The organism is Streptomyces pseudovenezuelae (assembly GCF_001513955.1).
Lineage (GTDB): Bacteria > Actinomycetota > Actinomycetes > Streptomycetales > Streptomycetaceae > Streptomyces > Streptomyces pseudovenezuelae.
Map to the genome: position 1 here is coordinate 448,542 of NZ_KQ948151.1, position 22,776 is coordinate 471,317.

Consider the following 22,776-nt stretch of genomic DNA (forward strand, 5'->3'; position numbering starts at 1 on the left):
CACCAGAGGGCTATGTACGACGCTTGTGCAGTTCGACGGCCAGAGGGGTGGCCGTGAACATCGAGGAGTACGTGCCCACCGCGCAGCCGATGAGGAGGGCGAGGGCGAAGTCGGTCAGGGTGTCGCCGCCGAGGACGGCCAGTGCGGTCAGGATGAACGCGGCGCCCATACCGGTGTTGACGGTGCGGGGCAGGGTCTGGAGGAGCGCCTGGTTGGCGATGCCGACGAAGGGCTTCCCCTTCGTGCGGCGGGTCAGTTCCCTGATCCGGTCGAAGACGACGACGGAGTCGTTGACGGAGTACCCGATGACGGTCAGCAGCGCGGCCAGGAAGACGCCGTCGACGGGCTTGCCCAGCCAGGCGAAGACGCCCACGAGGATCACGACGTCGTGTGCGAGGGCGGCGACCGCGGAGCTGCCCAGCAGCCAGCGGAAACGTGCCGCGAGATAGACGAGTTGGGCGCCGAGGGCGACGGCGAGGGCGATGAGGGCGCCGTGGCGCAGTTCCTTGCCGAGACTGGGCCCGATCGCTTCGTCGCGGATCTTCTGCGCTCCCTGCGCCACGTCGGTGACCGTGGCGGTGACGGTTGCCGCTTCGGTGTTGCTCAAGTTGTGGGTGCGCACGGTGAGTTGGTGTTCGCCGGAGGTCTGGACGACGGCCCGGGGGAAACCGGCGTCGGCGAGCGCGCCACGGGCCCGGTCGGCGTCGACAGGGGTGGTGGTGCTGTAGGCGATGAGACGGCCGCCGGTGAACTCGACGCCGAGGTCGAGGCCGCGCACCGCGATGCCGGAGGCGGCCAGGACCAGGGCGGCGGCCGAGGCGGCGAGCCATCGGCGCGGGTGGCGCATCAGGTTCGGGCGGGTGCGGTTGAGGCGCTCGCGCACGGCCCCGATGTGGGCGATGCCGGTCAGTCGGGGGCGGCGGCGCAGAGCGGGGCGGGCCACGGCATGGTCGGCGAGAGCCCGGGTGATGACCAGAGCGCTCAGCATGGAGGCGAGCACTCCGATGCCCAGCGTCACACCGAATCCGCGCACGGGTCCGGAGGCGAGGAAGAACAGCAGTCCGGCGGCGATCAATGTGGTGATGTTGGAGTCGGCCACGGCGCTGAAAGCCCCGCGGAACCCGGCGGCGAGGGCCGATCGCGCGGTGGGCCGGTCCCGGGAGGCGTACTCCTCCCTGGCTCGCTCGAAGACGAGCACGTTGGCGTCGACCGCCATCCCGATGGCCAGCACGAAACCGGCGAGACCGGGCAGGGTGAGGGTGGCGCCCAGGGCCGCGAGAGCCGCGTAGGAGACGAGGCCGTAGCAGAGCAGTGCCACGGCGGCGAGGACGCCCAGGACGCGGTAGACGGCGATGACGAACAGCGCGGTCACCGTGGTGCCGAGAGCGGCGGCCCAGGCGCTGGCCGAGATGGCTTCGGCGCCCAGGGTGGGGCCGACGGTGCGCTGCTCGACGGTCTCGACCGGTACCGGCAGCGCGCCGCCGTTGATGAGCAGGGCCAGTTCCTTGGCCTCGGTGTCGTCGAAGCTTCCGGTGATCCGGGTCGTGGCGCCGCCGATCCCGGACCCGCAGGCCACGGACGGGTCGACCTGGGGCGAGGAGATGATCTTGCCGTCGAGGACGATGGCGACCCGGCGGGCCGGATCACCGGGCGTGTGGCAGGCGGCCTCGCCGGTCAGGCGGGCCCAGCCGCTCCCGCCCGTCTTCTCGAAGTCGACGGTGACGTGCCATCCACCGCCGCCCTGCTGGTCGAAGCCGGCGGCCGCCTTGTCGACGTCCTTGCCGGTCAGCGCGGGTGCCGCCAGGCGCAGGTGGCGGCCGGACTCGTCGGGCAGCACCTGCTGGCGGGGCCGTTTGGGCAGCGGGTCGGGCAGGTCCTCGGCGTCGGCCGCCGTGCCCAGCACTTGGTGGAACGTGAGCTGGGCGGTACGGCCGAGCACGTCGGCCGCCTTGCGGGGGTCCTGCACACCGGGCAGTTCGACGACGATCCGGTCACTGCCGGACCGCGCGATGGTGGGCTCGGCGACACCGAGCGCGTCGATCCGGCCGCGCAGCACCTCCACCGTGCGGTCCGTCGTCTCACTGTCGGCATCGGTATCGGCGGTGGGGCGGGTCTCCAGCACGATCTGGGTGCCGCCCCGCAGATCGAGTCCGAGGTGGACGGGGACGGTGAGCGCGACGTACAGGGACAGGGCTACGGCAGCGAGGGCGACCAGCCCTCTGATGCGCGCGGGTCGGGTCACAAGGGGCCTCCGGCAGGCACACCGCGGCCGCCGCGGGAGTGCGGCCGGGAAAGGGAAGGGGACGGGGGTTCAGATGCCGGAGGTCGCGGGCGGGGCCCGTACCCCGTGATGGTGTGCCTGGTGCTGCGGCACAGGCGGTCCGTCCGCCGTGCATGGGGGCCGCGCGGGGCGGAAGCCGCCCTGCGCGCCGGGCGGGGCGCTCTGGACGGAGGCGAGCGGGGCATGCCGCTCGGCGGTCGCGTCGCCCTGGTTTCGTATCGCGGCGGAGGCGACGGCCGGGTCCGCGTCGTCCGCATGCGGCTCCCGGTGCTGCCCCGCGGCAGCGGACACCGGATCGCCCCCGGTGAGGGAGTGCCCGCCGCTCAGGGTGGAGGAACCGAGCAGGGTGACGACGACGGTGAGCAGGACGGCCCACATCGCAGCCGCAGCCGAGCCCCTCAGGCGCTCATGGGCATACCCGGACCTGGCCATCTCCCCTCCCTCCCCGCCGCCCCGTCGGTGACTGCCCGCTCAGGCCTCGATGAGGCCGGCGCGGATCGCGTACCGGGTGAGTTCCAGCCGGTCCCGCAGGCCGAGCTTGTGCAGGAGGTTCTCCCGGTGGCGGTGGACGGTCTTGATGCTGATGAAGAGCATCTCGGCGATCTCCTTGGAGGAGTGCCCCTCGGCCACGAGTTTGAGGACCTCTTCCTCGCGCGCGGTCAGCACCTGCTCGGGCGGCTCCTCGCCGTGGCGGACCCGGTCGAGGTAGTTGCGGATCAGCGCCGTGACCGCGCCCGGGTACAGGAACGGCTCGTCCCGCATGGCGGCCCTGCACGCCGCCACCAGGTCGCGGTCGGCCACGGACTTCAGCACGTATCCGCCGGCGCCGGCCTTCAACGCCTGGAAGAAGTACTGCTCGTTGTCGTGCATCGTCAGCATCAGCACCCGCACTCCCGGCTTCAGCGCGAGAAGCTCCCGGGTGGCCTGGAGGCCGGTCATCCGGGGCATGGCGATGTCCATCACCGCGAGGTCGATTTCGTGGGTACGGGCCAGCTCGACGGCCTCCGCGCCGTCCCCGGCCTCGGCGACGACCTCAAGGTCCGGCTCCCGGTCGAGGATGAGCCGCACTCCGCGCCGTACCAGCGCGTGGTCGTCGGCGAGAAGGATGCGGATCACGGAGGTGTGGGGCGTGGTCATGGCTGCTTCCTGGGGAGGGGCACGGTCAGCCGGAGCGTGGTTCCGGCCTGTGGCTGCGAGATGACGTCCAGAGTGGCCCCGATCAGCAGGGCCCGCTCGCGCATTCCGCGCATCCCGGCGCCTTCGGGGGCGGCGCCGGTGCCGCGGCCGTCGTCGGCCACGGACAGCACCACCGCCTCGTCGGTGTGGTGCAGGCTCACCTCGACCTGGCCCGCCTCGGCGTGACGGGCCGCGTTGGTGAGCGCTTCCTGGGCGACGCGGTACAGCACCAGCTCCGTCTGCTGCTCCAGCACGGGCAGGCCGGCCTCGAAGCGGCGCACCACACGCAGCCCTACATGGGTGGCGAACTCGCTGGTCAGCGAGGTCAGCGCGCTGACCAGGCCGAGGTCTTCAAGCACGCCGGGCCGCAGCCGTCGTACGAGACGCCGTACTTCGTCCAGGCTCCCCCGGGTGATCTCCTGCGCCTGCCGCAGTTCACCGCGCAGGGGCTCTTCCGCCTCGTCGGCGGCCCGCTCCAGGGCCAGCAGGATCGCGGTCATGCTCTGGCCCACCTCGTCGTGCAGTTCCTGGGCGATACGGCGGCGCTCGGCCTCCTGAGCGAACAGGGCGCGGGCACTGCTGGAGGCCCGTTCGTGTTCGAGGCGTTCGAGCATGGCGTTGAAGGTGCGGATCAGATCGGCGGTCTCGCCCCGGCCGCCTTCCGGCAGGCGTTGCCCGGGGCGCAGCAGATCGACGGTGGCCATCAGGCGCGTGAGCCGATCGAGCGGGGCCAGGCCGATCCGCAGCAGGGCCGCGTTGGCGACGAGCATGACCACCAGGCCGGCCACGAGGATGACCGCCTCGGTCAGCACCACCGGCACGGAGACGGTCACCGGCGCCCACAGCAGCAGCGCGGTGGCGCTTCCCAGCACGACCGCGTTGAGGGCGAAGATCCGCCAGAACAGGGACATCGGGGTGGCGCCTTTCCTCGTGAGACACGGCTCCGCCTCTACTGTCGGTCACCTCGCGTCCCGAGCATGAGCTGCGTCGACTGGTCCTGACCGGCCTGCTGTCCAGGTTGCCCGCCGGATGCCGCCCCGTCGATGGGCTCCAATGCCCATTTCTCCCGCCCGGCCTGCCCACGCGCCGGTGGGTGCCGAGCCGCGCCACAGATGGGTATCGCGCCCGATGGGTTTTACCCGGCGATGCGGCCACGGTGGAGGCACGACCCGACCTCCTGGGCCGCCGACCTCCTCGTGGAAAGCAGGACCGCCATGCCGCTCGACACGTCCCAGACCGAAGTCCCCCGTGAGCGGCTGACCGCGCACGAGGCCCTCCAGCGTCTGCAGCACGAGCGATCCTCCCGCCTGACCCAGCTGCGGGCCATCGGCGACGCCGGGCCCGACGCGGAGGAACAGGTGATGTCCGCGCAGAAGGACACCGTCCGGCGCGTTCTCGCGGAGGTCGAGGCCGCCGTCGCCCGTGTCCAGGACGGCACCTACGGCGTCTGCCTCACCTGCTCGAAGCCGATCCCGGTCGAGCGCCTGGAGATCCTGCCCTACACACCGTTCTGCGTGCCCTGCCAGCGCAGTGCCGGCTGACCGGCGTCCGTCCGCCCTTCCTCGTCCGTCCCGTCCAGGGGGTGACTCGGTGAACCACCAGACCATCGACGACCGCAACACCGCACTGACGATCGAGGACTTCGCCGCGCTGCGCGAGAACCTGCACGAGCAACGGCTCTTCCGCCGGGAACAGCTGCAGCAGCTCTCGGCCGAAGCCAACGCCGTACCCGAACGGCAGGGCGCCGCGCACATCGAGGTCCGCGTCAGACTCGCCGCTACCGCCCGCATGGTCCTGACCGACGTCGAAGCCGCGCTCGACCGCATGGACCAGGGGCGCTACGGGGCCTGTCACCTGTGCCGCGGGCCCATCGCCCGCGAGCGGCTCATGATCGTGCCGCAGGCCCGCTACTGCGCCCGCTGCCAGCAGGTCAGGGAGGCCTACCGGTGAACACGGCTGTGGACCTGCACCGCTCGTGGCCCTCCTGCCGCCAGTGCACTGGTATCGCGCTCGATCTGGGCAGCGCCCGCACCCGAGCGCGGGTCTCCCCGCGCCGCACGATCCTCGACGTGCCCACGGTGACCTCGGCGGGCCCCGGCGCCACGTATCCCGTCCAACGCGGGACGATCGTCGACGTCCCCGCGACGGCCCGGATGCTCGACCGGCTGCTCGGTCACCGGCTGCCCCGCTTCAGCCGCCCGCTGCTCATCCTGACCACGCCCGTCCTCGGCGGTGTCGCCTACCGGGCTCAAGCCCGCAGCGCGGTCGAGGTCCTGCGCCCGCGCACCGTACTCACGGTGCCCACCGCGCGTGCCGTGGCCGTCGCGGCCGAAGCCGACCTGACCCGCCCTCTCCTCGTCGTGGACCTCGGCGCCCATCTCACCGAGGTGACCCTCCTCGCCGACGGCGCGGTGACCGACGCCCGCTGCACCGCCCTGGGTACCGGCGACCTGGACGGCCTCACCCCACCCGCGCGGATCACCGACGCGGTCGTCGCCATGGTCACCGGCATGCTGGACCAGGACCACACCTCGCAGACGCTCGACGCCCTCCGGCGGGGCGCGCTCCTCGCGGGCGGTGGCGCGCTGCGGCCGGACATCACCTACGCCCTCACCGGCCGACTGCACGCGCCGGTCCGGCCCGTCCCGGCCCCGCACACCGCTGCGGTGCGAGGCGCGGCGAAACTCCTGCACACGGCTCGCCACCACCCTTCCACCTCGGCGCACCAGCACTGAACCACCGCCCCGGCCCCAGCCCGGTTGCACCGACCGATGAGCGTGCCGAGCACGGAGCTGTCACTCGCATTACGGAAGGAGAGACATCGTGACGCGCGGGACTCCCCCGGCTCACCCTCCCGAGGATCCACCCCGCGTCCTGCTGTGGCGCTGGCGGCGCAACCCGCTGCGCCGCCGCTCCGACCTCGCGCAGGCGTGGATCGGCCTCGGCCTGCTCCTGGCCGTACTGGCCGCCCTCCCCGCCGCCGTGTTGGGGGCCGGTCACACCGCCCACCGGCATCACACGGCAACCGCCCAGAAGCAGAAGGCCGATTGGCGTCACACGTCCGCCGTGCTGGTCCGTGACGCCCCTCGCCATCCGGAGCCGGGATCCCACGAGGCAAGGAAGACCCTGTACCCGGCCACCGTGCGCTTCACCGACCCACGAGGACAGACCCGCACGGCGAAGGCCGACGTCGAACCCGGCCTGACCGCCGGCAGCACCGTCCGCGTGTGGGTGAACGCCGAGGGCAGCATCACCGGTCCGCCCCTGACCACGGAACAGATCCGCGACCGGGTCATCGGCTCTGCCCTCCTCGCCGCCATGGCCGTACCTCTCCTGGGCGCCGCCGCGTACGGCTACGCCCACCGCAGGCTGGAACGGCACAACCTCGCGCGCTGGGACACGGCCTGGGCGGAGACCGCTCCTCGCTGGACCACCTCGCGCTGACGCGCACGCCGTCCACCGCTTTCCCCTACGGCGAGGGGACTGACGGTTCACTGCCGTGGGAGCGGCAGGCGGAGTACTCCTCGGTCGTGTCCGACGACCAGGTCGGGGCCTGCGATGGCCAGACAGGTGATCGCCACATCCATGGCGATGTGCCGCACGGTGCCGCTCTCCGGCTCCCATATCCGCAGGTTGCGCCCCCATCGGTTGCCGACGACCAGGACGGTGCGGCCGCCGTACGGCATGGCGGCGGTGATCGCAGGAATCCCCGCGGTGCCTGTCGAGGAGGGGAGGGCGTCACCGACGGGGCGACCCGTCGCGGGGTCCCACAGCATGACCACGCCACCGTCGTCTCCAGTGGCCAGCAGGATTCCGTCAGGAGTGGGCACGGCCGCCACGGCTGCCGCACGGTGATCGCCCTCGTCGAGCGCGCGTCCGCTCAACTGCACGGCTGCGCCTGGCTCCCAGGGGTCCTCGACGGCCGGATCCCACATGTGAACGCGGCCCGCGGTGTCCGCGGCCGCGATCAGCGTATGGCCGGCGGACACCGGGATCGCGGCGATCGACCGGATGGGACTCCCGTACGGATTGAGGCGCCCGACGGCCGCACCGGTGTCCGGATTCCACAGCCGGACCGCGCCTCGGGGGGTGGCGGTGACGAGCAGGGTCTCACCGTCGGGGACGGTCGCGGCACACATGCCGGTCACCCCGCCGGGCCAGTTGCCGGCCGGTTCGCGCACCGGCCGCCCGGTGACGGGGTCCCACACGGCGATCGTCCCGGTGTCGCCGCCGCTTGCCAGGAGGACGCGGCCGTCGGCGAGGGGCAGGGCCGTCATCGAGCGGATACCGTCCGGATGTCCTGGCAGCGGTCCATGGACGAGTCGGCCGTCGGCGGCGTCCCACAGACACACCGTGCCCCTGTCGCCGGCACCGGCCACGAGCGTCGGCCGACCGGGCCGGGCCACCACCGCCAGTGAGTTGACGCCCTCGGATGAGCCGGGAGGGGAGTCGGAGAACACCGCTATACGACCGTGGGGTGTGCCGTCGGCCGCAAGCAGAGCGGTCCCTTCCCTTCGGAACCGGGTCGCTGCTCCACTCGTTCCGTTCACCGACGCTGACTCTCCCGTGGCAGCCGGCCAGCCGGAGTCCGTCCACGCCTCCGCCAGCCGGCCCAGGGAGCGCGCACCGTCCGGATTGTCCACCAGACCGTCAGCGATCGTCCACGTCAGCTCGCACTCCCAGCAGCGGAAGTACCCGGTGAGCGACATCAGTTGGCGGCCCCAATCCTCACCGGCCTGTTCCGGGGCGCCCTTGATGGCGACGAGTCCGGCGACCAGGCACAGGACGGCCTGCCCCGGTGACTGGGAGGGCACGCCCGCCGCCGCGACCTCGCGTGCCACCCGCAGGAAGGGCGCCCACCCCTCTCCCGGCGTCTCCTGGCCCAGGGCCGCCGCGACCTCGCCCCAGTGATGCTCTGCCCGCCGGACCGGGGCGGGATCAGGCAGCTCCGGCGCCTCGACAGGCGGGCGGACCGGGTTCACGAAGAACTCGGGGATCTCGGTGTCGCTTTCGCACCCGGGGCACACCAGCAGGAGCTCGCTGTCCTGGCTGTCGGGAAGCCGCTGCAGCGCGGGGCCGATGTGGTGACCGGTGAAGGCTACGCAGGACAGTGCGAGGCGGGCGTACCTCCGCGCGGGTGTGCCGGCGACGAGGAGACTACGGGTGGCCGCCCGTTCGGCCAGGCGCAGTGCGGCGCCGAACCCCGCCGCGAGGTCGGCCGGGACGGGTGGCATGTAGTCCGCGGTCATGATGAAGCCCATGTCCACCCAGAAGTCCACGGTCTGTCCCGGAGGCAGGACCGCTGCCGCCTCGACCAGATGCGGCAGGGCCGCGTAGGTCCCGTCGGAGACGACTCCGTCGTCCATCAGGCCTTCGGTCAGCTGCGTCCAGGTCCGCCTCCATTCATCGCCGGCCCCGGTGGACGCCATCTGCTCCAGGAGTGCTCCCACCTCGTCGGCTGTCACACCCCCGAGATCACGCCAACGGGGGTCGTGCAGAGGCAGCTTCGGAATCATCGAGTGTGTCTCGCAATCGTGGTGAGCAATGGCGGGTGCAGCTCAGCTGGTCATCTGATCGACGACGGTCGCTACTGCGCGGGGCGCGATCCGCTCCAGGAGTGGCAGAACCGTGCCCCAGCCGTCGAGGGCCACGACCTGGGCGGCGAGCCTGAAGGCGTGCGACGGCTCGGACAGTTCAACGAGCGCGGCCAGCGCGCGGGCCCGTGTCGCGCGGTGGGCGAGCGAGCGGGCGAGGGCCTCGGCACGGCCGGGATCGCCCTGCCCGGCCAGCTCCCGAACGACCGCGACCAGCGCCTCGTCCCGGGCCCAGCGGTCGGTGATCGAGGGGACAAGGGCCTCGGCCCGGCCCGGATCGCCGCGTCGGGCCAGTTCCCGGACCACTTGGATCAGAGCCCTGGCCCGTGCCCGGTCGTCGGTGATCGCGCGCGCCATTTCCTCAGCCCCTTCCAAGTCTCCGTGGCGGGCCAACTCCCCCGCGATCTCCGCCTGTCGCCCCACCCGCAGATCGGCGTCGAGCCGGGCGGTGAGGACCGTGGCCCGCTCGGCTTGCCCATGACGGGCCAGCAGGAGGGTCACGGACCTGAGCAGAACGTCGTGCTCAGGGCTGCCGCCCGTCCCGAGCAGCGCCTCGACCCGGTCGGCCAGAGCCAGGGCCACGTCTCGGTCGGCGGTTTCGTCGACCGCGTCCAACACCCAGGCCAGGTCATAGGCGTCGAGCGGGGACCTGGATGAGAGCGGGGATCTGGATGAGAGCGGGAGGGCGTCGTTCTCGTCCAGGTCTCCTTCCAGGCCCATGTCCTGGCCGGCGGCGTCGCCGAGTGCCCACCCGCACAGCGTGGCGTCGGCTCCGACGGAGGGCCCGAGTTCGGTGCGCAGGAGAGCGTCGAGCCGGCTCAGGTCTCCTGCCGACACTTCGCGGGCCAACACCGCCGCCAGGGCCCGTGGCTCGGACCACCCTGCCGGGTTGCGTGATCGGGTCATGTCCTCCACGCGGTCGGCGAGCACCGCCGCCCTGTCATGATCGCCGGTGGTAACCGCCACCTCCACAAGGAGGGCGAGCACCTGTTCCGTCCCGTCGACGGCGTACGAAGTCACCTCGTCGTCGGCGCGAGCGGCGAACCTGAGCGCCTCATCGGCGTCACCGCTGTCCGCGACCGCCTTCGCCAGCGTGGCCCACGCTCTCCCCCAGTTGTGCGGGTAGCGAATCCTTTCCGCCAGGGCGACAGCTCTGTCACGATCGCCGGCGCGGGCCCAGGCCGGTACAAGGGCGACGAGTGCCTGGTCCTGCAGCTGCCGTAGCGGAATCGACTCGGCCAACGCCTGGGCGCCGTACAGGTCTCCCGCGTCGGCCGCCGTTTTCACCAGCTCCAGAAGCTCGCTGCTCTGCTGGAGCTCGTCACTGATCGTGAACACCAGCTCTGCCGCGCGGACGAGGTGTCCGGTGCGGGCGAGCGCCCTCGGCAGCCACCCGTCGGTGAGGCAGGTACCCGGGTTTCTGCCCACCGACAGCCGGAGAACGGCCAGCAGACAGGGCTCGAACCCCCTTGGCATGAGGTCCATTCCAACGTCGCCTGCCGGAGCCGGCCCTCGACGTCGCTCCTCTTCGCGCCTCGCGAAAAGCTCCTGCCCCCACTGGACCAACCCGTCCGGCATGCCTGTTGCTCCCTGCCCCTTCACTCGGCCGATCGAGATCTCCCGCCGCCGTCCGTCGCCCTCACGTGCCGAGTGTTCCGCCTTCGCGGTCTCCTGCCATCCGTGAAACTACGGAGATCGCCGCCTCAATCGGAAGGCGTCGGGGAAGAGGTGCGTCGTCGCCCGGACCGGCCGATGGCTCAGACGTTGCAGATCGAGCTAGCGGAGCGTGGAGAGTGCCTCGATGACGTCGTCGGCACGCGTTTCCGGGTTGACGAAGGCCATGCGCAGAACCGTTGTGCCGTTCCACTGGGTAGGCACGCACAGCATGGCACCCGTTTCGGCGGCCCGGGTGGACCATGCCGCGTAGTCCTGCGGGCCCCAGCCGGGGCGTTCGAAGAGGATGACGGACAGCTCGGGCTCGATCGTCAGGCGCAGATGGCCGCTGGCGCGTATGGCGTCGGTGACCAGTCGGCTGGTGGTCAGTGTCTGTTCCACGGCCCGCGCGTACCGCTCGGTTCCGTGGACGGCCAGGCTGAACCAGAAGGGCAGGCCGCGGGCACGGCGGCTGAGGTGGAAGGCCAGGTCCGCCGGATTGTGGACGTCGCGGTCGATGGCGTCGAGATAGTGCGCCGACTGACTGTGCGCGGCGCGTGCCGCTGCGGGATCCCGGTAGAGGAGCGCGCAGCAGTCGTAGGGCGCGAAGAGCCATTTGTGGGGATCGACGATGAAGCTGTCGGCGCGTTCGATGCCGGAGTAGCGGTGCCGCACACTCGGTGCCGCCAGGCCCGCCCCGCCATAGGCACCGTCGACGTGCAGCCACACCTGGTGGCGTTCGCACGAGTCGGCGATGTCGTCGAGGTCGTCGATCAGACCGGCATTGGTGGTCCCGGCGGTCGCCACCACGGCGAACACGCCGGTCGTGCAGTCCAGGACCGTGTCCACGGCGGCTCCGGTGAGGTGCCCCCGATGGTCCACGGGCGCGGTGACGACCTTGACGTCCATCGCCTGTGCCGCGGACCGGATCGAGGAGTGGGCGCTGTCGGCACAGACGATCTTCCAGCCGTCGGTGGGCCGGGGCCGGGACGCGGCGGCAGCGGCGCGTGCTGTGATGAGAGCCGAGAGGTTGCCCAGGGTGCCGCCGCTGACGAAGCATCCCGCTGCGGTGCCGGGCCATCCGAGCAGTTGGGTCAGCCAGGTCAACGCCTCGTTCTCGGCGTGGATGGCGCCGGCTCCGGCCTCCCAGGTGCCCGCGAAGATGTTCGCCGCGCCGGTGACCGCGTCGAAGGCGAGCGCGGCCCTGGTGGGGGCGGCGGGGATGTACGCGAGGTTCGTCGACCCGTTCTGGGCGCGGGTGGCGGGCGCCAGGACTTGGTCGAACAGTTTGAGGGCCGCGGCGCCGCCCATTCCCCAGGGAGTGATGGCGGTACCGGCCGCGAGGGCGAGGTCGGCGGCGGGGCGGGCCGCGGCCACGAGATCCGGGGCCCGCATGATGCGTCGCCGTGCGTAGTCGATGGCTGCCGCCACGATCTCCTCCTCATCACCCCACACCTGGAGGCCGTCGGGGGTCGTGTTCGCTGACGTGTTCTCGCATTGCGCTTTTTGCATGGCGTGAACCTAGAAAGGCGCAACGTAATGCGCAATATGCAGCAATATTTTTGAGCAGAATGCTCAATACAGCGTGACAGCCCTCTGCCATACTGAGCACCATGCGAAACGTCGACAGCATTGACGCCCGGATTCTCCTGGCGCTCGACGCGGACCCACGGGCCACGACTGTTGCTCTCGCCGACCGGCTCGGTCTGGCCCGCAACACCGTGCAGGCACGCCTGAAGCGACTTGAGGAAAGCGGGCAGCTGAGGGAGCCCAGTCGGCGCGTGGCACCCGAGGGTCTCGGCTATCCGCTGCTGGCCCTCATCACGATCTCGATCAGCCAGCGCGTGGGGCATCCCACCCAAGAGGCGATCCTGCGCATTCCGGAGGTGGTCGAGCTGCTCGTCACCACCGGCGACGGCGACCTGCTCGCCCGCGTTGTCGCCCGGGACACCGAGGACCTGCACCGCATCACGAACCTGCTGCTGGAAGCGCCCGGGGTCGTCCGGTCCAACACCACCATCGTCCTGTTGGAGGTGCAGCCGTTCAGCGTCCGGTCCCTGCTGGAGCGGCACGCGAAGCCTGACCTTGCCTAGGGAAGGGCCGCTCCTATGCTGAGGGCCGTGCAGGTCCTGGGTATCAGCAGTGAGGACGAGATGGTCGCCTGCTTCTTGAGCGGCGAGCTGTCCAGTCGGAGGTTCGGCCGGAACCTCCGGTCCGGGCTGGCGGCAGCCGGGCACAGCGAGCAGTTGCTGACGCGTCCGGACATCGCCGACATCGGCGCGAACCGCGCACGTCGCGCTCTTCTCGCTGCGACGCGCGGGTACGGCGAGGACCGCGACCTGTTCGAGAACTTTCCCCCTCACGTCGCGTGGACAAGGGCGCTTGTGTCCCCCGGCGAGGCGGCCGGCGTGCGGTACGTCGACTACTCGTACTGGATCGAACTGTCGAGTGGCAGTCGTCGGCCGGTCGACGCCGCAGCGCGCATCAAGGCAGGGCTCCGAGCATTCGACGTGCCGAACGAACCGTTCATCGACGCATCCCACGCGCTCGCCAGAGGCGAGAAATTCCCTCCGCTCATCCTCGTCGGAGAGAGGCAGGAGGACCTGGTCTGTCTTGAGGGCCATCTACGCCTGACCGCCTACGCCCTCGCCGGCTTCCCGACCGACATCGAGTGTCTGATTGGCACGGCGCCGACCATGGGGCGCTGGGCACAGTGATCCAGTTCGCAACCAGTTCTTGAGTTACACGCCAGTTGGCCGCCGGGGCCTTCCTCTACCAGCCGCCTCTTCACTCCAGGTGAAGGGCCGTCAGGGCCGTGGTCCAGTCGGTGACGATGGCCTGCTGCGCGGCGGTGAGCGTCACCTGGCCCTTGCAGACCGCGGTGTGCAGCTTCGTCTCCACCGGGTCCTTCTTGTTGTTCACCCCGGCACCCTTCTTGTGGCCGGGGTCGGCCGGCTCCACCCACAGGTTCCTCGGATCGTTCGGGTCGCCGCCGAGCTGCAGGCTGATCAGGTGGTCGTACTCCGCATCGCCCATGCGGCCGGTGTATCCGTAGGAGACGGCGTTGAGCCTCTTCTCCTTGCCCGTCACATACGCGGAGGGACGTACGCCGGAGGTGTAACCGCCCTTGCGGCATATCGTCGACTTCAGGTTCGCCTGCGTCACCGCCGGGGAGATCGCGCCCGGCGTGCAGGCGGGGTCCTCGAGAGGCTCGCCGTGCTCCAAGCGGTAGTGACACGAACCGGCGGCCGGCTGCTGCTCGACCGTGTAGTGCTTCTGTGGGCCCGCCCCCACCGCGATCGCCCGGCCTGATCCGGCAGCCGCCCCGGGCGCAGGGCTCTGGGTCCCGGACGGTGTCGGTGTGCCGAGCTGGACGGACGAACAGCCCGTCATCAGGAGGCAGACGAGCAGGACGGGCGGTATGGCTCCGCGGACACGAGGCATGACGCTCCTTCACAGGCAGGCGACGACTGAGCAGATGCTCCCCCACCCCCACTTGGTCTGACCCGCCGGGGTACGACTTGCGTGCTCATGTCGATCTCGCGGCGATGCGCCGCTGAGGGCAGTACGGATCCCTCGCCGAAGGGCCCATGTGCGGAGGAGTTCGCGCGGCTGTGGGCTGCAGCGTGGCGGGCTCTGGTCCGCGCCGATGACCACTGCCCTGTCCCGACCGCCCCGGTCCGAAATCAAGGGCACCGGTGCGGAGGGGGCCGAGGTTCAGGTGTAGACGTTGTGGCCGTACTCCTCGCGGCTCAGGTGGAAGTCCTCCGGCCGGTCGCGGCGAAGCGCTTCGTACCGCACCTCGAAGATGTCGATTGCTTCTTGGAGCGTGCAGCCGGATGCTTCCCTGATCGCCTTGAGCGCGAGGACGATCCGGTGGTCCAGGATGTGGCGGTCCACACTGTCGGGCAGGTCTGCCATGGGGTGACCGTACCGACAGCCGTTCGGTCACGCCGGTCAATATCACCCCGCACCAGGGAAGACCGCCTGTCAGCAAGGACATCGTGCCGTACCCGTGTCGTGGGTGACTCGCTCGGGTGCGGCTTCCCGCGTTTCCTGAAACAGTGCGCGAACCTCCCGTGAACCGCATCCAGTTCACGCGCCCGCACGTGTACGTCCGTAGGGGCGCCCATCACCACACCAGCGACGAGCCTGGCCGGCAGTCACGGCAGACAGCATTGCGGTACCAGGAGTAATCATGTTCCACCGCCTGCCGCTGATGCCGGTGTTGTTCGTGGGTGTGCTGCTGGCCGGGGGGGGCTGGCCGCCTGTGATTCGGACGCCGCCGACGTCAGCTTGACCAGGCCCTGTCCGACCACGGTGTGCGCCTGCCCGAAGGGGCCGAGGGCATCTCTTACGGTGCCCTCAAGGCTTTGGACGGATACCCGTTCAATCTGCAGTTCTCCATGCCGTGCGACGGTGTTCCGGCGTTCGTCCAGGAAAACCGGCTCGCCTCCGCCGGGAAGAAGACCCCGACGAAGTACTGACGGAGGTCATGGACGCGGGGTTCACGCCGGATGCCGGGGCGGCCTACCTTCGGGCCGAAGGAACGAAGCTGCCCAAGGTCGTCGGGGCGGTCTTCGAACGGTCGGGGAAGTGCCGGATGTTTGTGGGTGCCTGAGCCCAGCTGACTGGGGGTCAGTGCCCCACGATGCCCCAGATCTTTCGGTACGCCGCCCGGTATCCCGATGGGTCCCAGCTCGTGGCGCCGTGGCTGTTGGCGGCTGTGGTGATGTGGACGGGGGCCACGTACCCGCTGGCGGGTCGGCCGGAGAAGGCACGGTTGAACTCGTCGACGATCTGCCAGCCCTGCAGGTTCAGCGGCTCGGGGACGGTGGCGGCCTGGTACTGCTTGCTGTTGATGCGCTGGAAGGCCGAGGGGTCGCCGTCACCGGCGCCGATGTTGAACGGGGGGCCTGAACCCGGCTTGCCTGCCGCGCGGAAGGCGGGGGCGGCGTCGGCGAAGTAGAGGTCGTTGATGGCGGCGGAGTGGGTCCACCGTCCCTGGAAGCGGGAGAGCAGGGAGGAGATCTCCCGGGGAGTGCGGTTGCTGGCGTCCGGGATCGGGATGTTCTCGTAGGCCAGCAGCTTCACACCCGCGCAGGTCGCTAGCTCCTTCTTGATCAGCTCGGACTTGCTCCGGGCGAAGAGGATCGAGGCGTCGGTGATGATCACGACTCCGGCGTGACCGTTGGAGTGCGCGATGATCCAGCGCGCGCTGATGGCGGAGACGTCGTCGACCCGGGTGGTGACGTTGGTGAAGAGGCGCGGCTTCTTGCTGGGGCCCGGGGTGGCGACCGCGTGCCAGCCGATGAGCGGGATGCCGGCCGCGTTGGCCCGCGAAACCTGCTGTGAGGTCGAGTTGGGGTCGAAGCCTCCGATGACGATGCCCGCGGGCTTGAGTGTCACGGCCTCGCTCATCGCCGCCTGGATACCGGCGGGCGTGCCCCCGCCATCGATCACCCGGACGTTCCAGCCGATGACCGCAGCGGCGTTCCGTACACCTTGCGCGGCGCCCGCGACTCCGGGGTTGGTCATGGTCTGGGCCACGTAGACGATGGTCTTGCCGGGCACCGCGGTGGGGCCACTGGTCGGTCCGTCCCAGGGGATGTCGGTCTTCTCCGCCTGCTTGACGGCGGCCTGGGCCCTGGCGTGGGCTTCGGGGCACCCGTTCGGGCCGGTGGTGATGGCGTCCGCCGTGTCACTCGTCGAACCGCGTTCGCAGCCGGCGAGGAGGGTTGCTGCCGCGACCAGCAGGGCTGTGGCGGCGTGTCGGGTGGTGAGGACGCCTGCGTCGGCCTTGCCGTTGCGGTGCACGGGAACTCCTCGCGGGGGAATGAACGGGAGGATGCGGGCGGGACGTCGGAGGCGGTGCCGCCCGTGGCACGGGTCATGGAGGGACGTCCGCCGGGCCCCCTTCCTGTGGCGGGGAGGTCGGCGGTGCGGCGGGCGCGTCGCGGGAGGCGACGGTGCTCAGCTGGCGGCGGGCGCTGTAGCCGGCCAGGCCGACGGCGAGGAGCAGGGTGCCGCCGTAGAACAGCGGGATCGTCCAGAAGTCGGCGCCCATCTGGCCGATGCCGGTGAGACCGACGGCGAGGACCGCGACGGCGACGACGGTGCCCAGCGCGTTGGGGCGGCCGGGTTTGATCGCGGTGGAGCCGAGGAGGGCGCCGACGAAGGCGGGCAGCAGGTAGTCGAGGCCGACACTCGGATTGCCGATCTGCTGCTGGGCCGCGAGCAGGACGCCCGCGAAGCCGACGATCAGTCCCGATGCGGTGAAGGCGTAGACGGAGTATGTGCGCGTCCGGATGCCGACGAGGTCGGCGGCGCGCGGGTTGGAGCCGATGACGTACAGGTACCGGCCGAGCGGCAGCCGCTCCAGCACGAGCCAGAGGACGGCGGCGAGGGCGACCACGTAGAAGGCGGGGAGCGGCAGGCCGAGGAGTGTGGAGTCGTAGATGTCGGTGAAGGCCGCTGGGAGTCCTTGCGGGCCGGGGACGATACGGCCGCCGTCGGTGATCCAGCCGGTCACGGCGTACAGCATGCTGCCGGTTCCCAGCGTGGCGATGAAGGAGTCGATGCGGCCGAACTCGACGATGACACCGTTGAGGAGGCCCACGACGGCCCCGCCGATCACGACCACGAGGCAGGCGAGCGGCCAGGGCCACTCGCCGTTGACGATGAGGTACATCACCATGACGTGGGCCAGGCCGAGGCCGTAGCCGATGGAGAGATCGAACGCACCGGTCACGATGGGGATCATGGCGGCGAGCGCCAGGACGGCCGGGATCGACTGGTTGGACAGGATCGAGTCGGCGGTGTCCTGCGTGGGGAAGGTGCGCGGCAGGGTGAGGGAGAAGATCAGGACCAGCAGGGCGGTGAGGGCCACCAGGCCGTACGCGCCGATGAGGTGCCCGCCGTGGGCACGCGAGCGGCTCGGCGGGCCGCTGCCGTGCGGTCCCGATCGGGGCGAGGAGCGGGAGGGGGTCATGCGTTCGTCGTGGTTCCGGGCGGCATGGCCGAAGCAGCCCTGGTGAGCCCGGCGACCGTGAGGGCCGGACCGCTCAGCTCGGCCGTCACGGACCCGCGGACGAAGACGAGAGCGCGTCGGCACACTCCCGCCACCTCCTCGAAGTCGGTGGAGATGAGCAGTACCGCGAGGCCCGCGGCCAGCGCGTCGTCGAGCAGGCGGTGGATCGCAACCTTGGCGCCGACGTCCACGCCGGCCGTCGGCTCCTCAAGGATCAGCACACGCAGGCCCGCTCGGAGCCAGCGGCCGATCATGACCTTCTGCTGGTTTCCGCCGGACAGGGTGGCCATGGGTGCCTCGCTGTCGCGGGGGCGTACCGAGAGCCGTTCGATCAGGGCGGCGGCCTCGGCGCGTTCGTGGCGCGGGCTGATCCAGCTCAGTGCTCGCAGGCCTCGCACGCGGGGGTTGGCCAGGAGGTTCTCCCGTACGGTCAGTTCGGCGGCGCACCCCTCCCGCTGTCTGTCGCCGGTCGCGAAGCCCACACCGTGGCCCACGGCGTCGGCGACCGTGCGGGGGCGGTACGGCCGCCCGTCGAGGAGCACCCGGCCGCCGAGGAGGGGCAGGCAGCCGGCGACGGCTCGGCCCAGTTCCCTGGGCCCGGCACCGGTGAGGCCGACCAGACCCAGGATTTCGCCGCGTTCCAGCGCGAGGCTGACCGGTTCGACGCCGGCGGTCCGTACGTCGTCGAGGGTCAGGACGGACTGTCCGTCGCCGGGCCCGGGGAGGGGGCGGTGGTGGGATGGTTCCTCGCCGACGATGTCGTGCACCAGACGGGCGGGGCTGTGGTCCGTCAGCGCGCCGTGGCTGACCAGGCGACCGTCGCGCAGGACGGCGAAGGTGTCGGCGATGTCGTACACCTCGTCCAGGCGGTGGCTGACGTAGAGGATGCCGTGGCCCCGGTCGCGCAGGGCGCGCAGTACGTGGAAGAGCCGGCTGGAGTCCGCGGCGGGGAGGCGGGCGGTCGGCTCGTCGAGGACGATGAGCCTCGCCCGTGTCGCCAGGGCTCGGGCGATGGCGACCAGCGAACGCTCGGCGGGGGCGAGTCGGGCCACCGGCACCTCGGGGTCGAGGTGTGCTGCGACGGTCCGCAGGACGTCGGTGCAGCGCTCCCGGGTCCGCCGCCAGGAGATCAGGCCGCCGCGGCGCGCGTACCCGGTGCCGAGGGCGACGTTCTCGGCGACCGTCATCCACTCGACGAGACCGAGGTCCTGGTGGATGAAGGACATGCCGCGGGTGGCGGCGGGGCTCCCCAGTGGGTGCCCGGCCACGGTGATCTGTCCGGCGTCGGCGTGATGGACGCCTGCGAGCACCTTGATGAGCGTGGACTTTCCGGCGCCGTTGGGACCGAGGAGCGCCATCACGCTGCCGGCGTGCACATCGAGGTCGACGGCCGCCAGCGCGACGGTCCCGCCGAACCGTTTGCCGAGCCCGCGGACGCGGACCAAGGGTTCCGCCCCGAGGGGTGCCATCGCCTGCTCGGCGGTGCCGGGAGCGTCGTGCACGGACATCTCCGGTGGGTCGGTCTGGCGAGTTCTTCCCGACGTTCACGCACGATAATAGCCGGGCAAATATTGCAATTTAAGGCATTTGGCGCTTGCAGTGACCCCAATGGGCCAGCGGCCGCGGACGGGCCCTCACGCGCTGTCGAGGGCGCATTCGGCCCAGATGACCTTGCCCTCCGGGGTGTAGCGCGTGCCCCAGCTCTGTGCCAGCTGCGCGACGAGGAAGAGGCCGCGGCCGCCCTCGTCGGTGCTGGCCGCCCGGCGCAGGTGCGGGGCGGTGTTGCTGGTGTCGGAGACCTCGCAGATCAGCGTGCGGTCGTGGAGCAGTCGTACCCGGATCGGCCCGGCTCCATGGCGGACGGCGTTGGTGACCAACTCGCTGAGCAGCAGTTCCACGGCGAACGCGGCCTCGTCGAGTTCCCAGTCGCTCAGCTGCCGAAGGGCCGAGGCACGGATTTCGCTGACGAGGGCCGGATCGGCGGGCAGGTCCCAGGCGGCGATCCGCCGGGGGTCCAGAGCGTGGGCGCGGGCGACCAGCAGCGCGATGTCGTCGCAGGGATGGGCGGGCGCCACGGTGTCCAGGACCGCCTGACACGTCTCCTCCGGCGTGCGCTCCTGGTGGGCCAGGACCCCGCGCAGCTGGTCGAGGACGACATCGACGTCGCGGTTCCGGTCCTCGATGAGCCCGTCGGTGTACAGGACGAGCTGGCTGCCCTCGGGGAGGTCGAACTCGGCTGTTTCGAAGGGCAGCCCCCCGAGGCCGAGAGGAGGCCCCTCGGGAAGGTCGGGGAAGGACACGGTGCCGTCCGGGGTGACCAGCGCGGGCGGCGGGTGGGCCGCGCGGGCCATGGTGCAGCGTTGCGAGGTCGGGTCGTATATCGCGTACAGGCAGGTCGCCCCGATGATCCCGGCGCCGCCCGCCTGGGGATGTTCCCGGTCCAGGCGCACCACGACGTTGTCGAGGTGGGTGAGGACTTCGTCAGGGGGGAAGTCGAGTTCGGCGAAGCTGCGCGCGGCCGTACGCAGACTGCCCATGGTCGCGGCGGAGAGCATGCCGTGACCGACGACGTCACCGACGAAGAGACCGATCCGGGTGCCTGAGAGGGGGATGACGTCGTACCAGTCTCCGCCCACGTCGGATTCGGCCGGGAGATAGCGATGGGCCACCTCGACGGCGTCCTGGTCGGGCAGGCCGTGCGGAAGCAGCTCGCGCTGCAGGGTCAGGACCATGCTGCGTTCGCGCGTGAAGCGGCGGGCGTTGTCGATGCACAGGGCGGCGCGTGCGGCGAGCTCCTGGGCCAGCGACCGGTCGTCGTCGTCGAAGGGTGCGGGATCACGGGCGCGGTAGAAGCTGGCGATTCCCTGGACGACTCCGCGGGCCAGAAGGGGTACGGCGATGAGGGAGTGGACGTGGCTGAGCAGTTGTTCCGTGAGCTCCGGGTCCTGGGCGAGCCAGCCCGCGGCGGCCTCCAGACTTGGTTCCAGCACTGCCTGCCCGCTGGTCAGACAACGCGCCTGGGGCGTGGCCGGGCCGAAGTCGACCCGCTTGCCCACGGGGGTGAAGGACCTCTCCTCGTAGATGCCATGGACGACCGTACGCCGCAGGTCGCTGCGTGGGTCGGCGGCTTCCTCGCCGCGCAGTACGGCTTCGGGCAGGTCGATGGTCACGAAGTCGGCCAGTCGCGGCACGGCCGTCTCGGCGAGTTCCCGGGCGGTGACGCGGACGTCCAGGGTGGTGCCGATGCGGGTGCTGGCCTCGGACAGCAATTCCAGGCGGCGTCGGGCGGCGAGGGCGTACTTCCCCACAAGCGGCTCTCCCACCAGCACCAGTCCCCTCGCCGGAACCGGGTGTCCGGAGTGATGGTCCGTCTCGCTCTCGGGGACTTCCGCCCTCACGCCCTTGCCCGTGGCGGCCATGGGGCCGGGTGCGGCGTCGGGCAGCCGGCCGGCCGACGGGGCGACGGAGAGGTATTCGGCCGCCAAGGCCCCGGGATCCTGCCCGTCCGGCGGGGCGGCAGAGATGAGGGCGGGCCTGCCGGAAAGGCCCGCCAGTACGTCGACCTGCTGCGGGATGGCGAGGGCTTCACGCGGTGGGAGACCGGGGAGAACGGCTTCGATGGCGACGCCCTCGACCCCGGAGGCGCCCGTCACCGGACGGGCCACGAGCGTGACCCGCCGACCGCCCGGCAGAGGCACCTCGACAGCGGCACGCTGACCGCGGGAGATCAGCTCGGCTGCCCTCTCCATGACGACCGCCCGGTCACGAGGGTGCAGCTCAAGAGCGAGGTCCTCCACCCCGACTCCGTGCCCTGCGCCGGCCTTGCCGACGGCGTCCCGGTACGCCCGCAGCAGAGCACGTTCGCGAGCGGAGCTCTGCCCCAGCAGTCGGCGCTCGATGGCGTCGGCCGCCCTGCGAATCACGGTGGACAGCGCCGGATCCTCGGCGCTGCGCGGATAGCCGAAGCACAGGACGCCCTCGATCCGTCCGCTGAGCGGGTCGCGGAGGGGAAGCGCGCGGCAGGCGCTCGCCTGGGAGCGTTCGGCGAAGTGCTCGGCACCGTGGACCCGGATGAGTTGCCGCTCCACCAGGGCGAGACCGATGCCGTTGGTACCGGCCACCTGCTCGGAGAAGACGAATCCCGGGGCGCGCTGGACCGCCGGGAGGTTCCTGGCCAGGGACGCGGTTCCGAATCGGCGCATCAGGACCGTGCCGTTCGCGTCGGCGAGGGAGATGTTCATCTCGCTGCCCGCGAACCTGGACTGGAGCCGGGCGAGGACGGGAGCGGCCGCGCGGACGATCGGGCCGTCCGGATCGAAGTCGTCACGGAAGGGCAGGTCCGACCGGTCCGGCGAGAGGCCCAGGGAGCGGCTGCGGTGCCATGAATCCAAGATCGACGCTCGCACGCCCCACTCGACCGGCTCCCCTTGCAGGAAGCGCTCACGCAAGCGGGCGGGCGCCGTGCCGCCTGTCGCACGCCCCGTCGGTGTCCGCTCCCCCTCGGGCCGCATCACTTCGCCTCGCTCACGCTGCCGAAACTCTGCTTTTCGGAACTTGTCCGACATTGATGAGGATACGGTTATCACAGCTGGCGAGTCACGACTTGAGAAATTCCTGACGCAGGGTGATCGGGCGATGCCTGTATCCACAGACGAGGGCGGTCCCCGCAGCGCCGCGACCGTCGGCGTGTGACCTGGGTGAGCAGGCGGCACATGCTCTCCGCTTCGGGCGCCCCGCTGGAGCAAGGCCCGCAGCAAGGCCGTGTCCTCATCACCGAGAGCGGACACGATGCTCCTGTCATGGTTCGACCACCGCCGTCCAGCCGCTCAGCGCCTCGTGGGCGCGGACAGGGGCGCGAACTCGGCGATCTCGGTCATGGCACAGCCTCCGCCGTCGCCCAGGAACGCCAGCACCCGCCACTCCTCGGGCGGGCCGCCCCAGACCTTCCGTGCCTGCCCGAGCCGTAGGACGACGCCGCGAAGTCAGCCGAGCCGGTGACGCACCGATTGCGCCCTGGTGATGCCGCTCCATGGTCCGGCCGG

General features: G+C 71.0%; 19 protein-coding genes. 6 read left to right on the forward strand and 13 right to left on the reverse strand.

What is annotated here, in order from left to right; translation table 11 throughout:
• Positions 1-10: 10 nt before the first annotated feature.
• The 4 genes from secD to AQI94_RS33765 all read right to left on the reverse strand — a co-directional run bounded on the left by secD (position 11) and on the right by AQI94_RS33765 (position 4,368).
• Positions 11-2,242 (reverse strand): protein translocase subunit SecD, encoded by a 2,232-nt coding sequence (secD, locus tag AQI94_RS33750; protein WP_031055269.1) that lies wholly within the window; start codon positions 2,240-2,242, stop codon positions 11-13.
• Between the two features lie 69 nt (positions 2,243-2,311).
• Positions 2,312-2,713, reverse strand: coding sequence for a hypothetical protein (locus AQI94_RS33755; RefSeq protein ID WP_158806370.1), 402 nt, complete (start codon positions 2,711-2,713; stop codon positions 2,312-2,314).
• Positions 2,714-2,752: 39 nt separating this feature from the next.
• A complete protein-coding gene (locus AQI94_RS33760) occupies positions 2,753-3,418 on the reverse strand; it encodes a response regulator (protein ID WP_031055264.1) in 666 nt (221 codons plus the stop codon).
• Positions 3,415-4,368, reverse strand: a complete 954-nt coding sequence (locus tag AQI94_RS33765; RefSeq protein ID WP_031055261.1) for a HAMP domain-containing sensor histidine kinase — start codon at positions 4,366-4,368, stop codon at positions 3,415-3,417. Before AQI94_RS33765 ends, AQI94_RS33760 begins: the two co-directional genes overlap by 4 nt.
• A 303-nt stretch (positions 4,369-4,671) precedes the next feature.
• Between AQI94_RS33765 and AQI94_RS33770 the strand changes: the two genes are divergently transcribed.
• The 4 genes from AQI94_RS33770 to AQI94_RS33785 all read left to right on the forward strand — a co-directional run bounded on the left by AQI94_RS33770 (position 4,672) and on the right by AQI94_RS33785 (position 6,901).
• Positions 4,672-4,998 carry a TraR/DksA family transcriptional regulator gene (locus AQI94_RS33770; protein WP_031055259.1) on the forward strand — a complete coding sequence of 109 codons (327 nt, stop codon included), beginning with the start codon at positions 4,672-4,674 and terminating at the stop codon, positions 4,996-4,998.
• A 49-nt stretch (positions 4,999-5,047) separates the two neighbouring features.
• Entirely contained in the window at positions 5,048-5,407 is a 360-nt protein-coding gene (locus AQI94_RS33775) for a TraR/DksA family transcriptional regulator (protein ID WP_031055256.1), read from the forward strand.
• On the forward strand, positions 5,404-6,192 hold the full coding sequence (locus tag AQI94_RS33780; protein WP_031055252.1) for a rod shape-determining protein: 789 nt from the start codon (positions 5,404-5,406) through the stop codon (positions 6,190-6,192). The genes AQI94_RS33775 and AQI94_RS33780 overlap by 4 nt, the downstream gene beginning before the upstream one ends.
• A gap of 88 nt (positions 6,193-6,280) precedes the next feature.
• Entirely contained in the window at positions 6,281-6,901 is a 621-nt protein-coding gene (locus AQI94_RS33785) for an Rv1733c family protein (RefSeq protein ID WP_031055250.1), read from the forward strand.
• A 47-nt stretch (positions 6,902-6,948) separates the two neighbouring features.
• Here the strand turns inward: AQI94_RS33785 and AQI94_RS33790 are convergent, their stop codons facing one another.
• The 3 genes from AQI94_RS33790 to AQI94_RS33800 all read right to left on the reverse strand — a co-directional run bounded on the left by AQI94_RS33790 (position 6,949) and on the right by AQI94_RS33800 (position 12,216).
• Positions 6,949-8,922 (reverse strand): WD40 repeat domain-containing protein, encoded by a 1,974-nt coding sequence (locus tag AQI94_RS33790; RefSeq protein ID WP_225890360.1) that lies wholly within the window; start codon positions 8,920-8,922, stop codon positions 6,949-6,951.
• Positions 8,923-9,015: 93 nt separating this feature from the next.
• Positions 9,016-10,527, reverse strand: coding sequence for a bifunctional acyl-ACP--phospholipid O-acyltransferase/long-chain-fatty-acid--ACP ligase (locus AQI94_RS33795; protein ID WP_158806368.1), 1,512 nt, complete (start codon positions 10,525-10,527; stop codon positions 9,016-9,018).
• Positions 10,528-10,827: 300 nt separating this feature from the next.
• On the reverse strand, positions 10,828-12,216 hold the full coding sequence (locus tag AQI94_RS33800) for a pyridoxal phosphate-dependent decarboxylase family protein (protein WP_062230075.1): 1,389 nt from the start codon (positions 12,214-12,216) through the stop codon (positions 10,828-10,830).
• 101 nt (positions 12,217-12,317) lie between these two features.
• Between AQI94_RS33800 and AQI94_RS33805 the strand changes: the two genes are divergently transcribed.
• Both AQI94_RS33805 and AQI94_RS33810 read left to right on the forward strand, forming a co-directional pair.
• A complete protein-coding gene (locus AQI94_RS33805) occupies positions 12,318-12,797 on the forward strand; it encodes an Lrp/AsnC family transcriptional regulator (protein ID WP_031055237.1) in 480 nt (159 codons plus the stop codon).
• Positions 12,798-12,824: 27 nt separating this feature from the next.
• Entirely contained in the window at positions 12,825-13,421 is a 597-nt protein-coding gene (locus AQI94_RS33810; RefSeq protein ID WP_225890361.1) for a hypothetical protein, read from the forward strand.
• A gap of 70 nt (positions 13,422-13,491) precedes the next feature.
• On the opposite strand, the gene AQI94_RS33815 is transcribed toward AQI94_RS33810, so the two are convergent.
• The 6 genes from AQI94_RS33815 to AQI94_RS33840 all read right to left on the reverse strand — a co-directional run bounded on the left by AQI94_RS33815 (position 13,492) and on the right by AQI94_RS33840 (position 22,245).
• Positions 13,492-14,148 (reverse strand): hypothetical protein, encoded by a 657-nt coding sequence (locus AQI94_RS33815; protein WP_031055233.1) that lies wholly within the window; start codon positions 14,146-14,148, stop codon positions 13,492-13,494.
• Positions 14,149-14,421: 273 nt separating this feature from the next.
• On the reverse strand, positions 14,422-14,625 hold the full coding sequence (locus AQI94_RS33820) for a hypothetical protein (protein ID WP_031055232.1): 204 nt from the start codon (positions 14,623-14,625) through the stop codon (positions 14,422-14,424).
• 717 nt (positions 14,626-15,342) lie between these two features.
• Positions 15,343-16,521, reverse strand: a complete 1,179-nt coding sequence (locus AQI94_RS33825) for a substrate-binding domain-containing protein (RefSeq protein WP_031055230.1) — start codon at positions 16,519-16,521, stop codon at positions 15,343-15,345.
• A 73-nt stretch (positions 16,522-16,594) separates the two neighbouring features.
• The gene (locus AQI94_RS33830) at positions 16,595-17,695 is read right to left on the reverse strand and encodes an ABC transporter permease (RefSeq protein ID WP_031055228.1); all 1,101 of its coding nucleotides are present in this window, start codon (positions 17,693-17,695) and stop codon (positions 16,595-16,597) included.
• Positions 17,692-19,242 (reverse strand): sugar ABC transporter ATP-binding protein, encoded by a 1,551-nt coding sequence (locus tag AQI94_RS33835; protein ID WP_199814378.1) that lies wholly within the window; start codon positions 19,240-19,242, stop codon positions 17,692-17,694. The genes AQI94_RS33830 and AQI94_RS33835 overlap by 4 nt, the downstream gene beginning before the upstream one ends.
• A 126-nt stretch (positions 19,243-19,368) precedes the next feature.
• Entirely contained in the window at positions 19,369-22,245 is a 2,877-nt protein-coding gene (locus AQI94_RS33840) for a SpoIIE family protein phosphatase (protein WP_208611875.1), read from the reverse strand.
• Positions 22,246-22,776: the final 531 nt, after the last annotated feature.